The sequence below is a fragment of the Paraburkholderia sp. SUR17 genome (assembly GCF_029536165.1).
GTDB lineage: Bacteria > Pseudomonadota > Gammaproteobacteria > Burkholderiales > Burkholderiaceae > Paraburkholderia > Paraburkholderia kururiensis.
In genome coordinates this window covers 2,641,976-2,663,063 of the sequence record NZ_CP120509.1, presented here as the reverse complement: position 1 = coordinate 2,663,063, position 21,088 = coordinate 2,641,976, and the positions used below count along the sequence as shown (strand labels likewise).

The window sequence follows — 21,088 nt, the reverse complement described above, 5'->3', positions numbered from 1 at the left end:
GGCATTAGTGCAGCGGCTAGTCGCGCTAACCGACGCTACGGCTGCGCAGGCAGGTTGAACGGCTGGCCCGGCACGTGTGCCCAGCTGGCCAGCACGCGTGCACCGTCCGGGCCCGCTGTTGTCGTGTGCGAAGCATAGGCGGGCGACTGGAAGGACTCGCCCGCGTGCACGACGCGTGTCGGGTGGCCGTCCACCTGCACGGTTACTACCCGCTGAAATATTACCTACGAACGGGAACATAACGTTTTCATCGGTGCAGTCTCCTGCGTGGACGCCGCTCGCGATGAGCTAAACGATGCCATGACGTGCGCGGTCCATTGTCGACACGGCCTCTTTCAGCAGCGCGCGCAACCACGTGAGACCCGGATCCGACGTGCGATGCTTGTGCCATTGAACGGACTGCTCCATCGTGGGCACGGCGACCGGTACGTCGCGCAGCACGATGGGCAGGCTGCGCGAAGCCGCTTCGGCAAGCCGCCGGTGCATGGTGGCGATGCGGTTCGTACCGATGAGCAGATGCGGGGGCGAGAAGAAGCTGTACGTGCTCGCCTCCACGCGTCTCTCGACGCCGAGCCGCTGCATGAACCAGGCTTCGATCGCTGTCTGCCCCTCGCCCACCTGCACGACGATATGCCCGGCCCCCATGTAACGCTCATTCGTCATCTCGCCCTTTGCGAGTGGACTGTGTTCCCACACGACACAGCAGAACGTTTCCTCCAGCAGCACCTCGGCCGGATGCTCGGTCGAGCAATACTCCTTGGGAATGATGAGCAGGTCCGCTTCGCCGCGCTCCAGCACGCGGTGCGGATAGGCGACCTGCGGGCGCAGATCGAAACGGATGCCGGGTGCCTGCTCGTAGGCGAGCCTGAACAGGTGCGGAATCAGCGTCGTCATCGTGTAGTCGGACACGAACAGCCTGAACAGTCGATTGGCCTGCGCGGGCACGAATTCGGGCTGCGCTGCCACCGTCGCATCGACACGCACGAGGATGTCGCGCACGGCGTCTTTCAGTGCCTCGGCACGCGGCGTGGGCTCCATCTTGCGACCCACCTGCACGAGCAGTTCATCGTCGAAGTATTCACGTAACCGCGCAAGCGCGTTGCTGGTGGCTGACTGGCTCAGGTGGATTTTCTCGGCGGCGCGGCTGATGTTCTGCTCGCTCAAGAGCGCGTCGAGCGCGACAAGCAGGTTGAGGTCGAGCTTGTTGAACCGCATGCGTGCTGTCTCCGTGCTTCTATTCTTGTCGCGGTGTGAGGGCGGCACCAGGGTTTTGCCTGAGAGTATTCACACCATCGATATCGCGCATGGATTGAATCCATTTCTCCAATACGTCCGGCTATCTTAACCTACGTCACATCTCGACGCGATCACGCATGCATTGCATCGGGAGGCCAGCGTCAAGGCACTTTCAGCGTGCACGTACCGCGCGTACGTGCACTGTGCACACCACGCTTTCCACTACTAAAGAGACGCCGCGCGGCACGAGCGCCGCGCAGGTTGAGGAGACAGCATGTTGAAGAATCCGGTCGCAAGGGCCATCGGCTGCGCCGTGTTGGCCGTCGTTTCGATGAACGAAGCGCAGGCATTCGAAGGCGGCGTTTCGCCGTATCCCGCGGGCGCGGTGGCCACGAATTTCGCCAATCTTCCGCCCATTCCGGGCCTGTTTGCGCTGGAGCAGTTCAACTACAGCTTTGCGAACGGACTCTACGGCAACGACGGCAAGAAGCTGCCCATCCCGTTTCATTCGTCGGTGTTTTCCGAGACCACGCGTCTGCTCGTGGCGTATCCGTTTCATTTGCTGGGCGCGAACGTCTACTCGCAGCTCGTCATTCCGGTCGTCTCGCTGCATACCAGCGTAGCGGGGCAATCGGGCACGCAGAACGGTCTTTCCAACATCACGCTGACACCGGTGCTGGTGCAATGGAACGTGTCGCAAAACCTTGCGATTGCGTCGGGCATCGACGTCGCGTTCGAGACGGGTTCCTACAGCCCCGTGAAGGCGAGCGTGGCGGTGGGCTACACGTCGGTGCAGCCGGTCTTCTCCATTCGCTACAACGTGCCCAACGGCATCGACATCGGCATTGCCAACCGCCTGCTGCTCAACGCAAAGAATGGCACGACGAACTATCGCTCCGGCGACGGCTATGTCGGCGAGTTCGAGGCCGGTTGGAACTTCGGCCCGTGGAAGCTCGGCGTGGTGGGCGCGTATCTGAATCAGTTCAGCGACGACAAGGCAAATGGCGTGAACGTGGGCAACCGCATGCGCACGTTCGGCATCGGCCCCTCGCTCGTCTACGACGCGAGAAGCTGGAATATCAACCTCAATTATCAGCAGGGCTTGTATGCCGCGAATACGTCGAAGAGCAACAACGTGTGGCTGAACATCGCCATTCCCTTGTGGCCGGGCTTCGGGCGCAAGGGGTAGGCACGCTCACGCGCGTCGTCGCAGGCAATACGTCATTTCAACGAAGGCAATCCGTATGTTTCGCTACTTTCCTACCAACTACGTCTGGAATCTGTCCGTCGATCTCGCCATCGAAATGGGCGCGCGCATGGGCGAAATCGAGGACATGTGCGCGCCGCTGCAGGAGGCGTCACGGCAGCCCGATGCGGAAGGCACGCGCGCGTTTCGCGAGGCCTGGGTCAAGACTGCCGACCGCCTGTGCGACCTGGCGTGTGAAGACGAAGCGCGAGGTCGGCTGCTCTCCGCGGGCGAGAAATACCGGCGTGCCGCGATGTATCTCATCACGGCCGAGCGCATGCTCGCGCACGATGCGCCCGGGCGCATCGACCTGTACCGCCGTTCGCTCGATACGTTCGACCGGGCCATCGCGCTGACGGGCGAAAACTGCGAGCGCGTTGCCATTCCATACGGCAACGGGCACCTCTCCGGTCTGCTCGTGAAGGCGGAGCAGGCCGATGGCGCGCCCAGCCCGCTCCTCGTGCAGGTGAACGGGCTCGATTCCACGAAGGAGATGAAGTACCTCGTGGGCCTGCCGGCATGGCTCGCGCGGCGCGGTGTGTCGTCGCTCGTCGTCGATCAACCCGGCACGGGCGAAGCGCTGCGGCTTCATGGCCTGCATGCGGTCTACAACAGCGAGGTCTGGGCGAGTCCCATCGTGGACTGGCTCGAAACGCGCGACGACGTGGACGCAAAACGGATCGGCATGGAGGGCGTCTCGCTTGGCGGCTACTACTGTCCGCGCGCGGTGGCCTTCGAGCCGCGCTTCGCGTGCGGCGTGGTGTGGGGTGCCAATCACGACTGGCGCGACGTGCAGAAGAAACGCCTGCAGCGCGAAGGCAACTTCCCCGTGCCGCATTACTGGAAGCACGTGTGCTGGGTCTGGGGCGCCAAAGACATCGACGACTTCATGCGCATTGCCGAAAACGTGCATCTCGACGGCGTGGTCGAGCGCATCAAGGTGCCGTTCCTCGTGACGCACGGCTCGAAGGACTCGCAGATCCCGGTGGCCTGGGCGCATCGCACCTACGAGCAGCTCGTGAACAGCCCGAAGCGCGAATTGAAGATCTTCACCGAACGCGAAGGCGGCGTGCAGCATTCGAGCTTCGATAACTCCATCAACGCGGGGCACTTCATTGCCGACTGGGTCGCCGAAACGCTCGGCGGACGCACCGCACGCTGATCCACTTTTCTTTAGAACGCCTATCTCATGAACATCATCGGACTCGATACGCTGGTCTTCGGCGTGGACGACGTTGCCGCCTGCGGCCAATATCTGATCGACTACGGCCTGTTGCCGGTGCGCCGCGACGCAACGGGCGGGCGCTTCGAAGCGCTCGACGGCACGGGCATCGAAATCGCGCATCGCGACGATGCGCGCCTCGCGCCCTCGCTCGGCACAGCGAGCATGCTGCGCAAGACGGTCTACGGTGTGGCCGATGCCGCGACGCTCGATGCGATTGCCGGCGAACTGCGTCGCGACCGCGAAGTGCGCACGCTTGCCGACGGCTCGATCGAATCGGTGGACGACATGGGCTTTGCCATCGGCTTTCAGGTCACGAGGCGCCGTCCGCTTGCGCTGCCCGCCGAGCCCGTGAACGCGCCTGGCGCGCCGGCGCTGCGCGCGCCGAACGTGGTCGGCGTGCGCGACGATGCCGCGCTTACACCGCGTACGCTTTCGCACGTCGTCTACTTCGTGCCGGACGCCGCGCGCGCCGAGGCGTTCTACGTCAAGCGGCTCGGCTTTCGCTGCACGGACCGCTTCACGGGCGTTGGCCCTTTCCTGCAACCGGCCGGCACGCTCGACCATCACACGCTGTTCATGATCGAGACGCCGCCGTTCATGAAGGGCTGCGAACACTTCACGTTTCATATGGGCGGCCCCACCGAGGTGCTTCAGGCAGGCACGCGTTTCGTCGCGAAGGGATACCAGTCGTTCTGGGGCCCGGGGCGTCACCGCTTCGGCTCCAACTGGTTCTGGTACTTCAACAGCCCGTTCGGCTGCCACGTGGAGTACGACGCCGACATGGACCTGCACGATACGGCGTGGACCGCGCGCGAGGCGCCCCTGGGCGCGGATACGTCGCAGCTCTTTCTGTTCCAGCATCGCGAGAACTGGGCGCCGGGCGCGGCGCCGCCGCCCGCCGTCAAGGCGGATTGAGCGGGCACCGCCATGTCCGGCCCATTGCTTTCCATTCGGCTTGCGAGCGTCGCCGATCTGCCCGATCCCGGCGCGCGCGGCTTCGATCCCGACGGCACGGGACGCGACACGCTCTTCGTCGTGCGCCGCGGCGAGGCGCTGCACGCGTGGCGCGACGCATGCCCGCATTTCGGCGACACGCCGATGGCCTGGCGCAAGGACGCCTATCTGAACGGCGACGCCACGCGCATCGTCTGCCATGCGCACGGGGCGCAGTTCGACATGGCGAGCGGCGTGTGCCTGCTCGGCCCGTGCCTCGGCCAGCGGCTGAATCCTGTGCCGATAGAAGTGACCCGCGACGGCGAGATCATGCTGATCCGGCACGAGACATGACTCATCACATAACACCCAAGGAGACACCCAGATGACCACCCCTATCCAGCGCGTCCTCGTCATCGGCGGAGGCTTCTCCGGCATGGCTACGGCGATTCAGTGCGCGAAGCTCGGCATGACGGTCGATCTCGTGGAGATCGACGAGGGCTGGCGCTCGTATGGCGCGGGCATCAGCATCGGCGGCCCGACGCTGCGTGCGTTGCGCACCGTGGGCGTGCTCGATGCCTTCTTCGAACGCGGCTACGGCGGCGACGGCGTGAACCTGTTCACCGCCGCGGGCCAGCCGATCGGCACGTTGCCCACGCCGCGCGTGGCGGGCGACGATGTGCCCGGCGGCGCGGCCATCATGCGTCCCGCGCTGGCCGGGATTCTCGCCAATGCGACGCGCGCGGCCGGCGTGCACGTGCGGCTCGGCTGCACGTTCTCGCAAATCGCGCAGCGCACAGACGGCGTGGACGGCGGCGTGGACGTGACCTTCACAGACGGCACGCGCGGTACCTACGACCTCGTAGTAGGCGCCGACGGCCTCTACTCGACGGTGCGGGCCGCCGTGTTCCCGGATGCGCCAAAGCCGCGCTACACGGGCCAGGGCGTGTGGCGCGCGGTCGTGCCGCGTCCGGCGGAGATCGTCTGCGCGACGATGTGGCTCGGGCAGAAGGTGAAGGCCGGCGTCAATCCCGTTTCGCAGGAAGAGATGTACGTCTTCGTCACCGAAGACCGGCCGACGAACGAGCACATCGATCCCGCCCACTGGCCGCGCATGCTCTCGGATCTGCTGGCGTCGTTCGGCGCGCCGCTGGTGCAGTCCATCCGCGCGCAGCTCGGGCCGCAGTCGCGCTGCAACTATCGTCCGCTGGAAAGCCTGCTGCTGCCGCAGCCGTGGTTCAACGCACGCGTGGTGCTGGTGGGCGACGCGGTACACGCCACCACGCCGCATATGGCATCGGGCGCGGGCATCGGCATAGAAGACGGCATCGTGCTGGCCGAGGAACTGGGGCGCGGCGCGACAGTGCAGGCGGCATTGCAGGCTTTTCAGGCACGGCGCTGGGAGCGCTGCCGCATGGTGGTGGAAAACTCGGGGCGCCTCGGCGAGATCGAGATTACCGGCGGCGACAAGGCCGAACACACCCGCATCATGCACGAGACGCACCAGCGTCTCGCGCAGCCGATCTGACGACGGGAGTCGCGATGGAAACGAACCTTTCTGCGACACACGCGGCGCATGCCGCGCACGTCGACCTCCCGGGCGGCACCGATGCGGACACGGATTCAGCAGCCCGGTTACGCACATCCGGGATTGTTGTCCTGATGGTCTCGCACTGTGCCGGCATGGTCGATCTGGTTGCCTTGCCGGTATGGGTGGGCACCTTGATCGGCGCATACCGGCTCGATGCAGAACAGGCCGGGCTGCTCGCCACGCTCTTTCTGGCGGGCGCCGTGGTGGCCAGCCTGTTCTTCTCGCCGCGCCTGAACCGTTTGCCGGCGCGCGTCATGGCGACGCTCGGCTTCGGCGTGGCGACGCTCGCGTTTGTCGGCGTCGTCGCGATAGACGGCTATGCGGCGATGGCGGTTCTACACGCGGTGGCCGGTATTGCCGTGGGATGCGGCTTGAGCTTTACGCACGGCACGATTGGACGCAGCCGCCATCCGCATCGCCTGTTCGCTATTGCGGGGCTCGCGCTCGGTGTGTTCGCGATCGCGTTTCTGGGCGCGACGCCTGCCTTGATCGCGCAACACGGCGGTCCCACGCTGTTTCGCGTCTTCGCGGGCGTCATGGGTGTGGCGACGGTGGCCTGCGCGCTGGCATTTCCGTCCGTTCGCGCGCAACGCAGCACGACGACGGTGGCCGAGCCGCGCTTCGAGCGCGCGGTCTGGTTCGGCATGGTGGGCGTGGGATGCATGGGGCTCACGCAGTCGATGCTCTTCAGCTTCGTGCAGCGCATCGGGCTCGACCACGGCTTCGGCTTCGGCGCGGTGACGGGCACGCTGATCGCGCTCGGCCTCGTCAACCTGTTTCCGGCGCCTGTGGCGGGGTTGCTCGAACGGCGCATTGCCGGCCGCAGGGTGGTGCAGGCCGGCCCCATCGTGCAGGCTGTGCTGGCGTTGATCATCACGCAGAGCGCGACCTTCGGGCCGTATGCAGCGGCCACCTCGGTCTTTGCCGCCGTGATGATCTTCACCCACACCTTCGCCTTCGGCATGCTCGCCCGCATCGACCGTACCGGACGCGCCGTTGCCGCGACGCCGGCCATGCTGATGACGGGCGCCGCGGTCGGGCCGCTCCTGGGCGGCACGCTCGTCAAGCACTCGGGCTACGGCAGCCTGGGCGTTGCGGCGGTCGTGATGGCGGTGGCGGCGGTGTTCTGCTTTTCACGGCTCGAGAGCCGTCCTGATTCGCAAGGAGTCAAGGCATGAAGCCCGTTCGCCGGTTTGTCGATCTCTCCATCTATCTGGAGAACGATGTGCTGTCCGATCCGCCGCCGCTCGCGCCGAAGATCACGTACCAGAAACATGCCGACACGTTGCCCGAGTTCATGGCCATGCTGCCGGGCACGAAGCCCGAGGACTATCCGGACGGCGAGGCTGCCGCCGCGGAATGGGTCACGCTCACCACGCACAGCGGCACGCATCTGGACGCGCCCTGGCATTTCCATTCGACCATGGACGCGAAGCTCGGCGAGGCGCGGCCGTCCATCACGATCGACGAGGTGCCGCTGGAGTGGTGTTTCCAGCCCGGCGTGAAGCTCGATTTCCGCCATTTCCCGGACGGCTACGTCGCGAGCGCCGCCGATGTCGAGGCCGAGCTGGCACGTATCGGCCACACGTTGCAGCCGCTCGACATCGTCGTCGTGAACACGCGGGCCGGCTCGCGCTATGGGCACGGCGATTACGTGAACGCAGGTTGCGGCATGGGCTACGAGGCGACGCTGTATCTGCTGGAGCGCGGCGTGCGTCTGACGGGCACCGACGCCTGGAGCTGGGACGCGCCGTTCTCCTATACCGCGAAGAAGATTGCGCAGACGGGCGATACGTCGCTGATCTGGGAAGGGCACAAGGCCGGACGCGACATCGGCTATTGCCATCTGGAGAAACTGCACAACCTCGAAGCGCTGCCGCCCACCGGCTTCACGATCAGCTGCTTTCCGCACAAGATTCGCGGCGCTTCGGCGGGCTGGACGCGTGCCGTCGCGATTTTCGATCAACCCAATGCGGAGCCCGCGGCATGAGCTTTCCCACCATTCGCCGCGTCGTGACCGGCCACGACGCCAACGGCCGGGCGATCGTCGTGTCCGACGGGCCGTTGCCTACCGTTGCAGAGATTGCCGCGATTCCCGGCACGGTGTTCCACGAAGTCTGGAGCACGTCGGAAAGTCCGGCTGTGGTGAACAACGGCTCCGATCCCACCGTCGGCGCGCTCATGTTGCCGCCGCCCAGCCAGGGCACGCGCATGCGCTTCGTCGACATTCCGCCCGACACGCCGGAATTTCTCGCGCACGGCGCCGCGAACATGCATGCCGCGTTCAGCCAGATAGGCGATGCCGATGCGTCCACCGTCCAGGCCGATTCGCCGCATCCGCTCATGCACCGCACGGAGTCGATCGACTATGGCGTCGTGATGGAAGGCGAGATGACGTTGGTTCTGGACGATGCCGAGGTCGCGTTGAAGCCGGGCAGCGTGGTGATTCAGCGTGGGACCAACCATGCCTGGGCGAATCGTTCGGGGCGTATGTGCCGGATGCTGTTCGTATTGATCGATGGCGTCTACGACCCGGCCATCGCCGCCGCGCTCGCGAGCAGGGCGCAAGGGGAGACGCAATGAAATTCAGTTCGTTGCCGGATGGCGTGGATGGCGCAAACGGCCGCCTGCTGCTCGTGTCGCGCGACCTTCGTTATGCGGCGGACGCCACGCCGATTGCGCCGACGTTGCTCGATGCGCTGCAACGTTGGGACGCAGTCGCGCCGCTTCTCGAGGCACGTTACGACGCGCTCAATGCCGGCGCCTTGCCCGAGGCGCGCCCGTTCGATCCGCGGGCCTGCGCCGCGCCGTTGCCGCGCAGCCCGCAATGGTGCGACGGCTCGGCGTTCCTCAACCACGGTCGCCTGATGGAACAGGCGTTCAATACGCCGCCCATTCCCGAGTTCGATACGGTGCCGGTCATGTACCAGGGCGCGAGCGACGACTTTCTTGGGCCGCATCAGGACGTGCCTTTGCCTGACGAAGACCACGGCATCGACTTCGAAGGCGAGTTCGGCGTGGTGGTGGCGAACGTGCCGATGGGCGTGTCGCCTCGCGATGCGCTTCGGCACGTCCGCCTCGTCGTGCAGCTCAACGACTGGAGCCTGCGCGCGTTCGGGCCACGCGAGATGAAGAGCGGCTTCGGGTTTCTGCAGGCCAAGCCCTCCACGAGCTTTGCGCCCGTCGCGGTCACGCCGGACGAACTGGGCGAGCATTGGCACGACGGCCGCGTGCATCTGCGTTTGCATGTGGACTGGAACGATCGCTGGTTCGGGTATCCGCATGGCGGTGAAATGAACTTCGGTTTCGGCGATCTCATCGCGCATGCCGCGCGCACGCGCAGGCTGTCGGCGGGGACGATCGTCGGCTCCGGGACGGTGTCGAACGTGGACCGCCACGCAGGGTCCGCATGCATTGCCGAGCGGCGCGTGATCGAAATGATCGACGAAGGAAAGGCGCGCACGCCGTTCATGCAGTTTGGCGACCGGGTTCGCATGACGGCTCGCGACGACGCGGGCGGCGCGCCGTTTGGGTCGATCGACCAGCAGGTGGTGCGTGCGCTTGGCGGCGCAGAAGAGGTCGCGAATGAGGTCGCAACCCAGGCGCCGCGATCATGAGAGTGCTCGTCACGGGAGCCGGCGGGTTCGTCGGGACCGCGCTCGTCCACCGGCTGCTGCGTGAAGGCATCGCGCAGTGCGGCGATGTGTCGGAACTCGTGCTGATCGATCGGCAGATGGGGCTGGCGCAAGGCGATGCTCGCGTTACCGCGGTTGCCGGCGATTTCGGCAGTCCGCAGGTGCTCGAACCGCTCCTGGCGAAACCGGTGGACGTCGTCTTTCATCTGGCAAGCGTGCCGGGCGCGCAGGCGGAAGCCGAGCCAGCCGTGGGCGACAGCGTGAATCTGTGGGGCATGCTCGCGCTGTTCGAACGTCTCGCGAAGCAGGCGGTGCGGTGCGAAGGACGGGCGGCGCGCGTCGTCTACGCGAGCAGCGTCGCGGTGTTAGGCGAACCGTTGCCTTGCTCCGTCGATGAGCACACAGCGCCACAACCGACCATCAGCTACGGCACGCACAAGCTCGTCGGCGAACTGCTCCTCGCTGACTGGACGCGCCGCGGCATGCTCGACGGCCGCTCGCTGCGTTTGCCGGGCATCGTGGCGCGGCCGGAGTTGTCGTCGGGGCATGGGTCGGCGTTCATGAGCCAGCTTTTTCGCATGGCGCAGCGCGGCGAGGCCTATACGTGCCCCGTTTCGCCCGCGGCCACCGTATGGTGGATGTCGCGAAGATGCAGCGTCGACAACCTGCTGCACGCCGCGCGCATGCCCGCGGTGCATCTGCATGCGGGGCGAGTCTGGACGCCTCCGGTATTGCATCTGTCCGTGGGCCAGATCGTGGAGGCCTTGCGCCGGCGTTTCGGCGCGTTCGAGATCGACTACGCGCCGGTGGATCGCATCGAACAGCGCTTCGGAAGGCAACCGCCACTCACGGACGGCCGCGCGCTCGCGGCCGGTTTCAGGGACGATGGCACGATCGACGCGCTCGTAGAGGCAGCGCTCGAGGGGGAAGACGGAACCCTGAAATAGATGAGTGTTTGTGTTGACGCGACCGAACGTTAGATTCAGCGCCACTCAGCAAAGGGTGCTGGCTTTATGGGTCGCGGCGCGACCTGGGGCGGGTTAAATAGCGCTGCCCTGGCCCGGAAGTGGATATGTCGCACGCGCCTCATATCCCGTTGCCACCGTTCAGGGTCGTACAGTCACGTCTGCTCTCTACCGTGCTGTTGCTGATCACCGGGGAACGCGATCCCGGTCATGGAAGTGTTGCATCCAATGCGGAAACGGCATTGGCGTCGCAGAGACCTCATCGAGGCGCGTGAGCTGTTCAGGGGTCAGCAGAAGGTTTTGCGCATCGAGATTTTCCGCGAGTTGCTCCGGCGTTCGAGCTCCGACGATGACAGAAGCAATCTGCTCGCGCGCGAGTAGCCACGCCAGTGCGACTTGCGCTGGCGTAGTCGCCAGTTCGTTGGCCACTTCACGCAGTACTTCAAGGATTGGCGCGGCCCTGACTGCATCAACGGGCGGAAAGTCGAGTTTCGCACGGCGCCCCGCAGTCTCACGCGTCGGTCCGTACTTGCCGCTCAGGTAACCGCCGGCGAGCGGGCTCCAGACCAGCAGGCCCAGCTTGTTTGCTGCAGCGACAGGCATGACTTCGTGCTCGACGTCGCGACTCGTCAGCGAGTAGTGAACCTGATTGCTTGCAAGCGGTATGCGATCTGTGCGGGTCGTTATGCCGAACGCCCGCTCGATATCAGCAGCGCTGAAATTGCACACGCCGATGTGACGCACCTTGCCCTGTGTAACCAGGTCATCAAGAACACGAAGCGTTTCATCGAACGGCACAAGTAAGTCGCGATCGTGCAGTTGGAACAGGTCGATGTGATCGCGGCCGATTCTCTTCAGACTTGTCTCCACCGTGCGCATGATGTGCGAGCGGCCCAACCCCACGTCGTTATGGCCGGAGCCGGTGCGCAGCCGGACCTTGGTCGCGACGAGCATCCGGCTTTCGTCGAGGCCCAGCGCGCGTAGAACCTCCCCCACAACTTCTTCGGAGCGGCCCTGTGAGTAAGCGTCCGCCGTGTCGATCAGGTTGACGCCGCGCTCCACGGCCATCGCGACAAGCCGGGCGGCCTGACCGCTGTCCAGTCCGGCAATGTCGCTCCAGACGCCTGCGCCGGCACCGAACGTCATTGCGCCCAGGCTCAGCCGTGAGACGCGCAGGCCGGTTCTACCCAGTGTGCTGTATTCCATCGTGTATTCCTTGTGTGTACGGCAATGAGATGCAATGGCCTGTCCACGCGCAGTTGCCCGCGTCAGCCCATCGGCTCCGTTCAGACGGAACGTGACACAAGCTCGCCCAGAACCGTATCAAGCTCGACATCACCGCGGACTATTTCGTCAGGATTGCTCTCGAAATCGATCCAACCTTCGTTGAACCCATCCAGCATGCGCATCCGTGGCAGCGGATATTTCATGCCCTGCGAGCGGAAGAGCGCCTCCCAGGTCTGCCTGTCGACCACCTCGGCGCGGACGGGGCGACCGAGCACGCGAGCGAATGTCGACGCGAGGTCGTTGGGCGATACCCGGCGCGGGCCTTCGAGCTCGACGACGCGTACGCCGCTCCACGTCTGCTGGAGAAGTTCGGCCGCAACTCGCCCGACGTCTGCGGTCCCAACCATCGGTACGGGCTTGTCGAGCGGCTGCAGGTAACTGGCGATAACACCGTCGTCACGCGCGGACGCGACGTCCCATGCCGCGTTTTCCATGAACCAGCCCGGCCGCAGGAAGGTCACCGGCATTGGCATCTCGCACAACGCCTGCTCCATCAACGTGCGCTGCGTGAGCAAATTGCTTTCGTGCGCCTGAGCCCCGATCGTCGACAGGCAAACCACTTTTTCGGGTCGTGCCTTCACAATCGCCGTCGACACGGCGTCGATCACCGCCCGCGCCTCGGGAAATCCAGGCTCCGGATCGAACTCGGAAGGAGGCAAGATGAAAACACCCCTTGCGCCTTCGAACGCAGCGGTGAGCGACGAAGCGTCGTCCATGCGAGCCGTCGCGAGTTCGCAGCCGCGTTCTGCCCATGCTCCCGCTCGTGTGACGTCGCGCACAACGCCACGCACCGGTTGACCTGCCGCGAGAAGCCGGCGGGCAACTGCGCCGCCGACCTTGCCCGTGATTCCCGTAATCGCAAACATTGCTCGTTCTCCTTACATGGGTAAATAAAGGTGGCGCCTCGCCGAAGCAGCGGCCGCGAGGCGCTCAGGCGCGCGGCAAACCGTCGTAAAACGCCCGCTCGAATTGCCCGTAGAGATTCACCACGCGGGCATCGTAGAAAGGCAGCATCTGTGTAAAAAGCGATCCGGCGACGCGCTTGACGGGATCCACCCAGAAGTACGTGTTCAGCAGCCCGGCCCAGCTCACGCTGCCCGCACTGCGTCCGTGTGGTCCGGGCTGGGTGTTGATGTCGAACGACAATCCCCACTTGTGCGCCGCGCCCGGAAACTGATCGAAGCTGTTCGACCACGACGGTTGGGCCGTCTCCATTTCGGTAACCTGCAGATCACCGATGTGGTTGCGAAACATCATCGCGACAGTGTCGGCATGCAGCACGCGCTCGCCGCGATACGTGCCGCCGTTCAACAGCATCTGCAGGAACGCCATGTAGTCGCGCGGCGTACTGAACAGTCCACCACCGCCCATGAAGAACTCGGGGCGCTGGTTGATCTCGAACGGCTCGGGCACCAGTAACCCGTCTGCCTGACGCCTGTGCATGGTGGCGACGCGCTGTTTTTGCGCACTGCCGATCAGGAAGCCCGTGTTACGCATGCCCAGCGGTTCGAAGATGTGCTCGCGGAAGTAGACCTCCAGCGACTGGTCCGTCACCGCTTCGACCAGCTTGCCGATCCAGTCCATGCCGATGCCGTACTCCCAGCGTTCGCCGGGCTCGAACTCGAGCGGCGCCGCGAATGCGCCGTTCATCGAGTAGCCGATGTCGGGCATGCCCGTCGCCTTCTCGTATTGGCTCAGCCTGTCGCTCCAGATGCTGTATGTGAAGCCGGAGGTATGCGTCAGCAGGTGACGCACCGTGATCGCGTTACGCGCGGGGCGCAGCTTCGGCTGTCCTGAAGCGTCGAACCCCTCGAGAATCCGGGGCGCCTTCAACTGCGGGAGGATCTCACCCGCAGGCTGATCCAGTCGCAGCTTGCCCTGTTCGACGAGTTGCATGCACGCGGTGGCGGTAATCGCCTTGGTCATCGACAGGAGCCAGAAGATGGTGTCAGGGCCGATGGTCTCCCGACCATGAATATTCGCCCGACCGCGCGCTCCCTCGTACACGATCCCGCGTTCCGTCGCACCCATGGCGACAACACCGGCTACCGTGCCATCGTCGACGGCCCCTTGCAGGCATTGATCGATCGATGTGCAGGCCGGGTGATGGATCAGCGCTGCGTCCCCTGTCGAACGGCGTGGCGCCGCCTGTGCATGACGGCTTGCGAACCCGCCAAGCGTCGCGACGGCCAGCAGGCTCGACGCCCCTTTCAAAAGATGACGCCGATTCAGTCGAGCAGTCATTTTGCGTTCCTCTCCGAATGAATGATGTTTCGGTGAGGCGCATTCTGCGGAAATGCCGCTCGAAACCAAATGACATGGATGGCATTAGATAAGTGACACTGGGTCACTAATGAGGCATGGTTACAACCTGTATGCGGCGTGGCCGTCCGGTGCGATGATGCTGGGCTGTTCTTAAGCCGATCGCTTGCTATCCCTCACCCGTAGTACGCGCGAGACCATGAAATCCAGTAGCGAGAAGTTGTCCGGCGGCATTAGCGTGTTCGCTGCGGTAGTCGATGCAGGGACCTTTGCGGCCGCTTCGGAAGTCTTAGGCATGTCGCCGCCAGGCGTCAGTCGGGCGATTGCGAGGCTGGAGAAGAAATTGAAGATCCGGCTCTTCAACCGAACGACACGGTCCGTCTCCCTGACAGAAGAGGGCCGCCGCTTTTACGAGCAGGTCATGCCCCACCTCGCAGGACTGGAGGAAGCAGCCGCTGCCGCGGCAGGTGGCGCGTCGGCTGTGCGCGGAAAGCTGAGAGTCAATCTGGATCCCGTTTTCTACCGGATCATTCTCGGGCAACGGCTTGATGAGTTCATGGACGCGCACCCCGAGCTCGAAATCGAGTTCATTGCGCGAGATAGTCTGGGCGACCTCGTCATGGACGGCTTCGACCTCGCGCTACGATTCGGCGAGCCCAGGACATCCACCCTGATCGCCCGAAAACTGCTCGATAGCGGCATTGTGACGGTCGCGGCGCCGTCGTATCTCGCCCGTTGGGGATGCCCTGCCAAACCGGAAGAACTCGAAAGCGGCCACCACAGATGTCTTGAATTTCGTAATCCGCAGACGGGCAAGCCGTTCCCGTGGGAATTCCATCGCAGGCGAAAACGCATCCTGGTCGACACCCGAGGTCGCCTCACGGTCAACGATCCTGGCGCGCTTCTCAATGCATGTCTCGCCGGCTCAGGAATTGCACAGATGCTGCTGCTTGGCGCCGAGCATCTGATTGCCGAGGGTCGCCTGGTCAATCTGTTTCCGGAATGGACAGACGAGCGGTATCCCTTTTACGCCTACTACCCGTCGCGGCATCATCTGCCGGCAAAGACGAGGGCTTTTCTCGACTTTGTTATCGAGCTGACCAGCGATAACTGCCGCATCGGCACGAGCTAGTGCTGCTGCGGCGAGTTGGCGAGGCGAGGTAAGTCGGCCGGTTACCGGTCGTCAGCGGTCGTCCATGTTTATGCCGCGAACGTCGACTGTTGGCCGGCTACCGCCCGACCAAAGAGCGCGACGAACATCGCCGGGCGGCCGCGCGACGCGACAGGCATAACACGACCCTGAGCCGCTGGTCGCTCGATCATGATTTTGGCGTCGGGTAATGAAATACACCGGTCATTCGACCGCAGGGCCGAAATCTAAAAAATCACGGAACGCGATGTCATGATGGCCGCGCCCTGATCAAACGACGCGTCAAACGAGGCCATGTGTTGGAAGAAACCATCGCTGCTTTCCTCCGACCAGTCGACTAGCCCCGCGAGTGTTTCAAGCTGGCAGCTCCAAACTCAAAGGAGCTAACAGTGCCTGGCGCCGTGCGATCGAGGCGACGTTGGCATTGCGGTACTGCTGCGGCCGAGCATCGTTTTAGGTGCGAGATAGCGTAAACCCTGGCTCATAATTCCCATTGAATGGGAATCGCATTTTTGTCCAGCGGGAGCGACGTGGCATTCTGCGTCATCGGAATCGCATCTCGTCGGGCAAAACTCAACGTGAAACAGGAATCCAGCGTCATCGGCGCCGAGCGCCTGCTGCTCGTACTTGCTGCGCTCGCGAGCCACGGCAAGGCCATGTCCGTGAAGGACATGCTCGGCGTGACCGGCCTCGCGCAAAGCACGCTCTATCGCCAAATCGCGCTGCTTAAGCGCTGGGGCTTCGTGACGGAAGACGCGGGCTGCTATGCCCCTGGTCCTGTGAGCCTGCAGCTCGCACTCGGCTTCGACATCAATTCGATGCTGGTCGAAGCGAGCCGCGACGGCATGGCGGAACTCTCGCGCGCGACGCAGGAGAGCGTCGGGCTCATCATCGCCGTGAACGACCAGGTGATCTGCCTCGAGATGGTCGAGAGCACGCACTCGCTGCGTTGCTCGTTCGAAAAAGGCCGCGCGGTGCCGTTGCGCGCAGGTGCGTCCGCTAAGTCGCTGCTCGCCTTCATGGCGCAGAAAACGCGCAACGAAACACTGGAGCGCCAGTTCGCCGGCGACGACGCGGCGCGGGCCGCCCTCGAAACGGAGCTCGAGCGCATTCGCGCGCGCGGTTACGCCGTGAGCGACAGCGAAGTCGATCCCGGCGTCTGGGGCGTGAGTGCGCCCGTGTTCCGGCGCATGTCGCGCGGCGCGGGCGCGAGCGCATCGATCACGCTGATGGCCCCGTCCTCGCGCGCCGCGGGCCGCGAACAACAACTCGCTGACTGGACCGTGCGCACGGCCAACAGCATCTCCACCCGACTGCAATCTGCCTGAACCTCACCCAACGACGACCACACACTCTGGAGCCCACACCATGAAACTGAAAAGCCTTCTTTCCGCTGCAACCCTTGGCATGGCGCTGATGACCGCGATCTCGCCCGGCACGGCGTCCGCGCAGGATTCGAACGTGCTCAATGTTGCGACCGACGCCACTTTCCCGCCGATGGAATTCGTCGACAAGGGCCAGCGCACCGGCTTCGACATCGACATCATGAACGCGCTGGCCAAGACTATGGGCAAGCAGGTGCAGTGGACCGACATCGACTTCAAGGGGCTGATTCCGGGTCTCGTGGCGCGCCGTTTCGACGCAGCAATCTCAGCCATCTACATCACGCCGGAGCGCGCGCAGGTTGTTGACTTCACGCAGCCGTACTTCGCGGGCGGTCTCTCCGCGCTGGTCAAGGCGGACTCGCCGATCAAGACCCTCGCCGATCTCAACGGCAAGAAAGTAAGCGTGCAGGTCGGCACGAAGTCAGTCAATTTCCTGCGTGACAACTATCCGCAGGTGCAGCGAGTGGAGGTGGAAAAGAACCAGGAGATGTTTGATCTCGTTGGTATCGGCCGCGCCGATGCCGCCGTCACTGGCAAGCCCGCCGCGTATCAGTTTGTGCGCACGCGCCCCGGTTTCCGCGTGCTCGACAAGGAGTTGACGACCGAAGCGTACGGCATCGCGGTGCGCAAGGACGAACCGCAACTACGAGACCAGATGAACGCCGCGCTCGCGAAGATCAAGACGGACGGCACCTACGACGCCATCGTGAAGAAGTGGTTCGGCACGAGTGCCAGCACTGCGGCGAACGCCAAGTAATCCGGCGGGCCTGACTCATGCAACTCGACTTCACGCCGGCGTTCGCCGGTTGGGCCGACATCGCGCACGGCGCGCTGGTCACAGTTGAAGTGACCGCCGCCGCGCTCGTGCTCTCGTGCCTGCTCGGCCTCCTGATTGGCATCGGCCGGCTCTATCCGCAACGGCGGCTCGTCTACGGCTTTTGCACCGGCTACCTGATCTTCTTCCGCGGCACACCGCTGCTCGTGCAGCTGTTCCTGCTGTTCTTTGGCCTGCCGCAGTTCAACATCCTGCTCCCCGCGTTCGTCTGCGGCATGCTCGGGCTCGGGTTGTATTCGGCGGCCTACGTCTCGGAGATCGTGCGTGGCGCGATCCAGTCCGTGGATCGAGGACAGATGGAAGCGGCGCGCTCCATCGGCATGTCGTCGGGACAGGCCATGCGCGCGATCATTCTGCCGCAGGCCATCGTGCGCATGATCCCCCCGCTCGGCAACGAGTTCATCGCGCTGATCAAGAACTCGGCCCTGGTGTCGCTACTGACGATTGACGACCTCATGCACGAAGGCCAGAAAATCATCAGCGTGTCCTACCGGTCGCTCGAAGTGTATATCGTGATCGCGCTCGTGTATCTCGTGCTCACGCAGGCGACCAACTTCATTCTTCATCGCGTCGAGCGGCGGCTGCGCGCAGGAGGCATGGTGCAATGAGCAGCGTTCAACCAATCGTCAGCATTCGCGAACTCACGAAGTCGTTCGGCGCGCATCGCGTATTGAACGGCATCGACTTCGACATCCAGCCGAGCCAGGTCGTGGTCGTGATCGGGCCGAGCGGTTCCGGCAAGAGCACGTTCCTGCGCTGCTGCAACGGGCTGGAGCAGCCCGAGCGCGGCACGATCGATATTTGCGGCCACCGGCTCGTCGATCACGGCACTGTGCTAAAGGAACGCTCGCTCAACGCACTGCGCACCGAAGTCGGTATGGTGTTCCAGTCGTTCAATCTGTTCCCGCACCTTTCGGTGTTGCACAACATAACGGTGGGTCCGCGAATGCTGCGCGGCACTTCGAAAGCCGATGCAGAGGCCGCCGCGCTCGCCTTGCTCAAGAAGGTGGGCCTTGAGCACAAGGCGCATGCAATGCCCGCCAGCCTCTCGGGCGGCCAAAAGCAGCGCGTCGCCATCGCGCGGGCTCTGGCAATGCAGCCGCGCGTCATGCTTTTCGACGAACCGACTTCGGCGCTCGACCCCGAGCTCGTGGGCGAAGTGCTGCAGGTGATGAAGCTGCTCGCCTCCGAAGGCATGACCATGCTCGTCGTCACGCACGAGATGGGCTTCGCGAAGGAAGTGGCGGACGTCGTGGTCGTGATGGACGGCGGTGAGATCGTCGAAGCGGGGCCGCCCGCGCAGATTTTCTCGACGCCCACGCAACCCCGCACGCGCTCTTTCCTGCAGGCGGTGCTGTCGCGCGCATGAACCCGACTTTGATACGCGGCGCCGCGCTCGCGGCGGCGCCGTGGAAGAACGGCGGCGGCCTCACGCGCGAAGTCGCGTCTTGTGCGCACGCCTGGCGCGTGAGCATCGCCGATATCGATTGCGACGGGCCGTTCTCGCGCTTCGAAGGCGTCGATCGGCTGTTGATGGTTCTCGACGGCGCAGGGATGACGCTCCGCGGCGTAGGTGTCCTGGGTGCGTTCGACGTTGCTCGCTTCGCCGGCGAGGCGCCGGTGACGGCGCACCTCGCAAACGGCCCGGTGCGGGTGTTTAACCTGATGACGTACCGCGGCGCGGCGCGGCGCGCGCGTCGGTCGACATCGTGCGCGCGCCTGGGCGCCGGACCTTCGCCGCTGACACGGCGTTGCTGCTTTGCGCTCAGGGATCGGTCGAGGTGCGTGCCGGCCCGGCGTGCATTGCGCTGACGCCACTCGACACGCTGCGCATCGACCGGGCGAATCCCGTCGAGATCGCCATACAAGGAGACGGCGTGCTGGTGTGCACGTCGCTGGATACGGAAGCCAACTCTTGAATTCATCTCCGAAATCGCTCTTTGCAGCGCATGCGCTGCTGCCGGACGGCTGGCGCACCAACGTACTGATCGAGTGGAACGACGCGGGTACGCTCATCGCAGTTACGCCCGACACGACCCCCGCGCCGGTGGATGCCGTGCGCGCAGCGGGGCCGGTCATTCCGGGCATGCCGAACCTGCATTCGCATGCGTTTCAGCGCGCCATGGCCGGCCTCACGGAATACCGCGCCAATCCCACGGACAGCTTCTGGAGCTGGCGCGACCTGATGTACCGCTTCGCCGCACGCATCACGCCCGAGACGCTCGGTGCGATAGCGCGCTGGCTGTATGTCGAGATGCTCAAGGCGGGCTATACGTCCGTCTGTGAGTTCCACTACGTGCACCACGCGCAGGACGGCGGCCGTCACGCGCATCCGGCCGAACTCGCGCAGCGTGTCGTGGATGCCGCCTGCGAAACCGGCATCGGTATGACGATGCTGCCGGTGCTCTATCAGTACAGCGGTTTCGGCGCACGACCGCCGCGCGCTGACCAGCGCCGCTTCATCAACGCGACCGACGCCTTTCTGGAGCTTCTCGGCACGCTGCGCGCCGCGCGTCCGGAGCATGGCGCGCTGCGTTACGGAATCGCGCCGCACTCGCTGCGCGCGGTATCGGGGGATTCATTACGCGCCGCGCTCGAGGGACTCGACGCAATGTCGCCCGGCGCGCCAGTGCATATCCACATTGCCGAGCAGACCGCGGAGGTCGATGACTGCGTTGCGGCGCTCGGCGCTCGGCCCGTGCAATGGCTGCTCGAGCGTTTCGATGTCGGCGCGCGCTGGTGTCTCGTGCATGCGACGCACGTCGACGAACGCGAAACGCTCGCGCTCGCGAAGAGCGGCGCGATTGCAGGCCTGTGCCTTACGACCGAAGCGAATCTGGGCGACGGCCTGTTCCCCGCAAGCGACTATCTCGATGCAGGAGGCGCATTCGGCGTCGGCTCGGATAGCCATATCGGCGTGGACTGGCGCGCGGAACTGCGCCTGCTCGAATATGGCCAGCGGCTGGCGCGGCGTCAGCGCAACGTGCTGGCCTCGCCGCAGGCATCGCATGTCGCCGACCGTCTGTTCCAGGGCGCGCTTGCGGGCGGCGCACGTGCGACCGGCCGCGCGGCCGGCGCCCTCAAGCAGGGCGCGCGAGCGGACTGGATCGTGCTCGATCCTGACCATCCCGATCTCGCGGAGCAGACCAGCGCGACGTGGCTGTCGTCCACCGTCTTCTGCGAGCACGGCGAAACACCGGTGCGCGACGTCTTCGTCGGCGGCGAGCGCGTGATCCACGAGCGCCGTCATCGCGACGAAACCAGGCTTTACGCGGACTATCGCCGGGCGTTGGCGCAGCTTCTCGCCGACGCCTGAGCGCAACCGTCAACCGATCCCG

General features: G+C 64.7%; 20 protein-coding genes and 1 pseudogene. 17 read left to right on the top strand and 4 right to left on the bottom strand.

The genetic code is table 11. The annotated features are described in order from the left end of the window. Positions 1 to 288 precede the first annotated feature (288 nt). Positions 289 to 1,215: a LysR family transcriptional regulator gene (locus tag P2869_RS29110; protein WP_277598773.1), complete on the bottom strand. Its 927-nt coding sequence runs from the start codon at positions 1,213 to 1,215 to the stop codon at positions 289 to 291. Positions 1,216 to 1,510: 295 nt separating this feature from the next. Here P2869_RS29110 and P2869_RS29105 point away from each other — a divergent pair, with 295 nt between their 5' ends. From P2869_RS29105 to P2869_RS29060, 10 genes are read left to right on the top strand one after another with little or no spacing between them, the layout of a single operon-like run. Continuing rightward, complete coding sequence (locus P2869_RS29105; protein ID WP_277598772.1) at positions 1,511 to 2,425, top strand: transporter; 915 nt, start codon at positions 1,511 to 1,513, stop codon at positions 2,423 to 2,425. A gap of 55 nt (positions 2,426 to 2,480) precedes the next feature. Then, positions 2,481 to 3,644 (top strand): prolyl oligopeptidase family serine peptidase, encoded by a 1,164-nt coding sequence (locus P2869_RS29100; RefSeq protein ID WP_277598771.1) that lies wholly within the window; start codon positions 2,481 to 2,483, stop codon positions 3,642 to 3,644. A 27-nt stretch (positions 3,645 to 3,671) separates the two neighbouring features. Beyond that, positions 3,672 to 4,622, top strand: a complete 951-nt coding sequence (locus P2869_RS29095) for a VOC family protein (protein WP_277598770.1) — start codon at positions 3,672 to 3,674, stop codon at positions 4,620 to 4,622. Between the two features lie 12 nt (positions 4,623 to 4,634). Next, positions 4,635 to 4,994, top strand: coding sequence for a Rieske 2Fe-2S domain-containing protein (locus P2869_RS29090; protein ID WP_277598769.1), 360 nt, complete (start codon positions 4,635 to 4,637; stop codon positions 4,992 to 4,994). 31 nt (positions 4,995 to 5,025) lie between these two features. Further along, positions 5,026 to 6,168 carry an FAD-dependent oxidoreductase gene (locus P2869_RS29085; protein ID WP_277598768.1) on the top strand — a complete coding sequence of 381 codons (1,143 nt, stop codon included), beginning with the start codon at positions 5,026 to 5,028 and terminating at the stop codon, positions 6,166 to 6,168. A gap of 14 nt (positions 6,169 to 6,182) precedes the next feature. Next, a complete protein-coding gene (locus P2869_RS29080; protein ID WP_277598767.1) occupies positions 6,183 to 7,409 on the top strand; it encodes an MFS transporter in 1,227 nt (408 codons plus the stop codon). Continuing rightward, positions 7,406 to 8,221, top strand: coding sequence for a cyclase family protein (locus P2869_RS29075; RefSeq protein WP_017774866.1), 816 nt, complete (start codon positions 7,406 to 7,408; stop codon positions 8,219 to 8,221). Before P2869_RS29080 ends, P2869_RS29075 begins: the two co-directional genes overlap by 4 nt. Beyond that, on the top strand, positions 8,218 to 8,814 hold the full coding sequence (locus tag P2869_RS29070; RefSeq protein WP_277598766.1) for a cupin domain-containing protein: 597 nt from the start codon (positions 8,218 to 8,220) through the stop codon (positions 8,812 to 8,814). The genes P2869_RS29075 and P2869_RS29070 overlap by 4 nt, the downstream gene beginning before the upstream one ends. Next, the gene (locus P2869_RS29065) at positions 8,811 to 9,848 is read left to right on the top strand and encodes a fumarylacetoacetate hydrolase family protein (protein ID WP_277598765.1); all 1,038 of its coding nucleotides are present in this window, start codon (positions 8,811 to 8,813) and stop codon (positions 9,846 to 9,848) included. Before P2869_RS29070 ends, P2869_RS29065 begins: the two co-directional genes overlap by 4 nt. Further along, entirely contained in the window at positions 9,845 to 10,813 is a 969-nt protein-coding gene (locus P2869_RS29060; protein ID WP_277598764.1) for an NAD-dependent epimerase/dehydratase family protein, read from the top strand. Before P2869_RS29065 ends, P2869_RS29060 begins: the two co-directional genes overlap by 4 nt. Positions 10,814 to 11,017: 204 nt before the next feature. Here the strand turns inward: P2869_RS29060 and P2869_RS29055 are convergent, their stop codons facing one another. The 3 genes from P2869_RS29055 to P2869_RS29045 form a co-directional block, all read right to left on the bottom strand. Continuing rightward, a complete protein-coding gene (locus P2869_RS29055; protein WP_277598763.1) occupies positions 11,018 to 12,037 on the bottom strand; it encodes an aldo/keto reductase in 1,020 nt (339 codons plus the stop codon). Between the two features lie 80 nt (positions 12,038 to 12,117). Continuing rightward, on the bottom strand, positions 12,118 to 12,984 hold the full coding sequence (locus tag P2869_RS29050) for an NmrA family NAD(P)-binding protein (protein ID WP_277598762.1): 867 nt from the start codon (positions 12,982 to 12,984) through the stop codon (positions 12,118 to 12,120). 64 nt (positions 12,985 to 13,048) lie between these two features. Next, complete coding sequence (locus tag P2869_RS29045) at positions 13,049 to 14,362, bottom strand: serine hydrolase domain-containing protein (RefSeq protein WP_346833763.1); 1,314 nt, start codon at positions 14,360 to 14,362, stop codon at positions 13,049 to 13,051. Positions 14,363 to 14,579: 217 nt separating this feature from the next. Between P2869_RS29045 and P2869_RS29040 the strand changes: the two genes are divergently transcribed. The 7 genes and pseudogenes from P2869_RS29040 (at position 14,580) to P2869_RS29010 (ending at position 21,066) form a co-directional block, all read left to right on the top strand. Then, positions 14,580 to 15,512, top strand: a complete 933-nt coding sequence (locus P2869_RS29040; RefSeq protein ID WP_277598760.1) for a LysR family transcriptional regulator — start codon at positions 14,580 to 14,582, stop codon at positions 15,510 to 15,512. A gap of 596 nt (positions 15,513 to 16,108) precedes the next feature. After that, positions 16,109 to 16,858: an IclR family transcriptional regulator gene (locus P2869_RS29035; protein ID WP_026121448.1), complete on the top strand. Its 750-nt coding sequence runs from the start codon at positions 16,109 to 16,111 to the stop codon at positions 16,856 to 16,858. A 40-nt stretch (positions 16,859 to 16,898) separates the two neighbouring features. Continuing rightward, entirely contained in the window at positions 16,899 to 17,672 is a 774-nt protein-coding gene (locus tag P2869_RS29030) for a transporter substrate-binding domain-containing protein (RefSeq protein WP_277598759.1), read from the top strand. Positions 17,673 to 17,689: 17 nt separating this feature from the next. Further along, complete coding sequence (locus P2869_RS29025; protein ID WP_017774876.1) at positions 17,690 to 18,358, top strand: amino acid ABC transporter permease; 669 nt, start codon at positions 17,690 to 17,692, stop codon at positions 18,356 to 18,358. Further along, positions 18,355 to 19,119: an amino acid ABC transporter ATP-binding protein gene (locus P2869_RS29020; protein ID WP_017774877.1), complete on the top strand. Its 765-nt coding sequence runs from the start codon at positions 18,355 to 18,357 to the stop codon at positions 19,117 to 19,119. Before P2869_RS29025 ends, P2869_RS29020 begins: the two co-directional genes overlap by 4 nt. Beyond that, positions 19,116 to 19,669: pseudogene (locus P2869_RS29015) on the top strand (HutD family protein). The gene P2869_RS29020 and the pseudogene P2869_RS29015 overlap by 4 nt, the downstream one beginning before the upstream one ends. After that, positions 19,666 to 21,066 carry a formimidoylglutamate deiminase gene (locus tag P2869_RS29010; RefSeq protein WP_277598758.1) on the top strand — a complete coding sequence of 467 codons (1,401 nt, stop codon included), beginning with the start codon at positions 19,666 to 19,668 and terminating at the stop codon, positions 21,064 to 21,066. Before P2869_RS29015 ends, P2869_RS29010 begins: the two are co-directional and overlap by 4 nt. Positions 21,067 to 21,088: the final 22 nt, after the last annotated feature.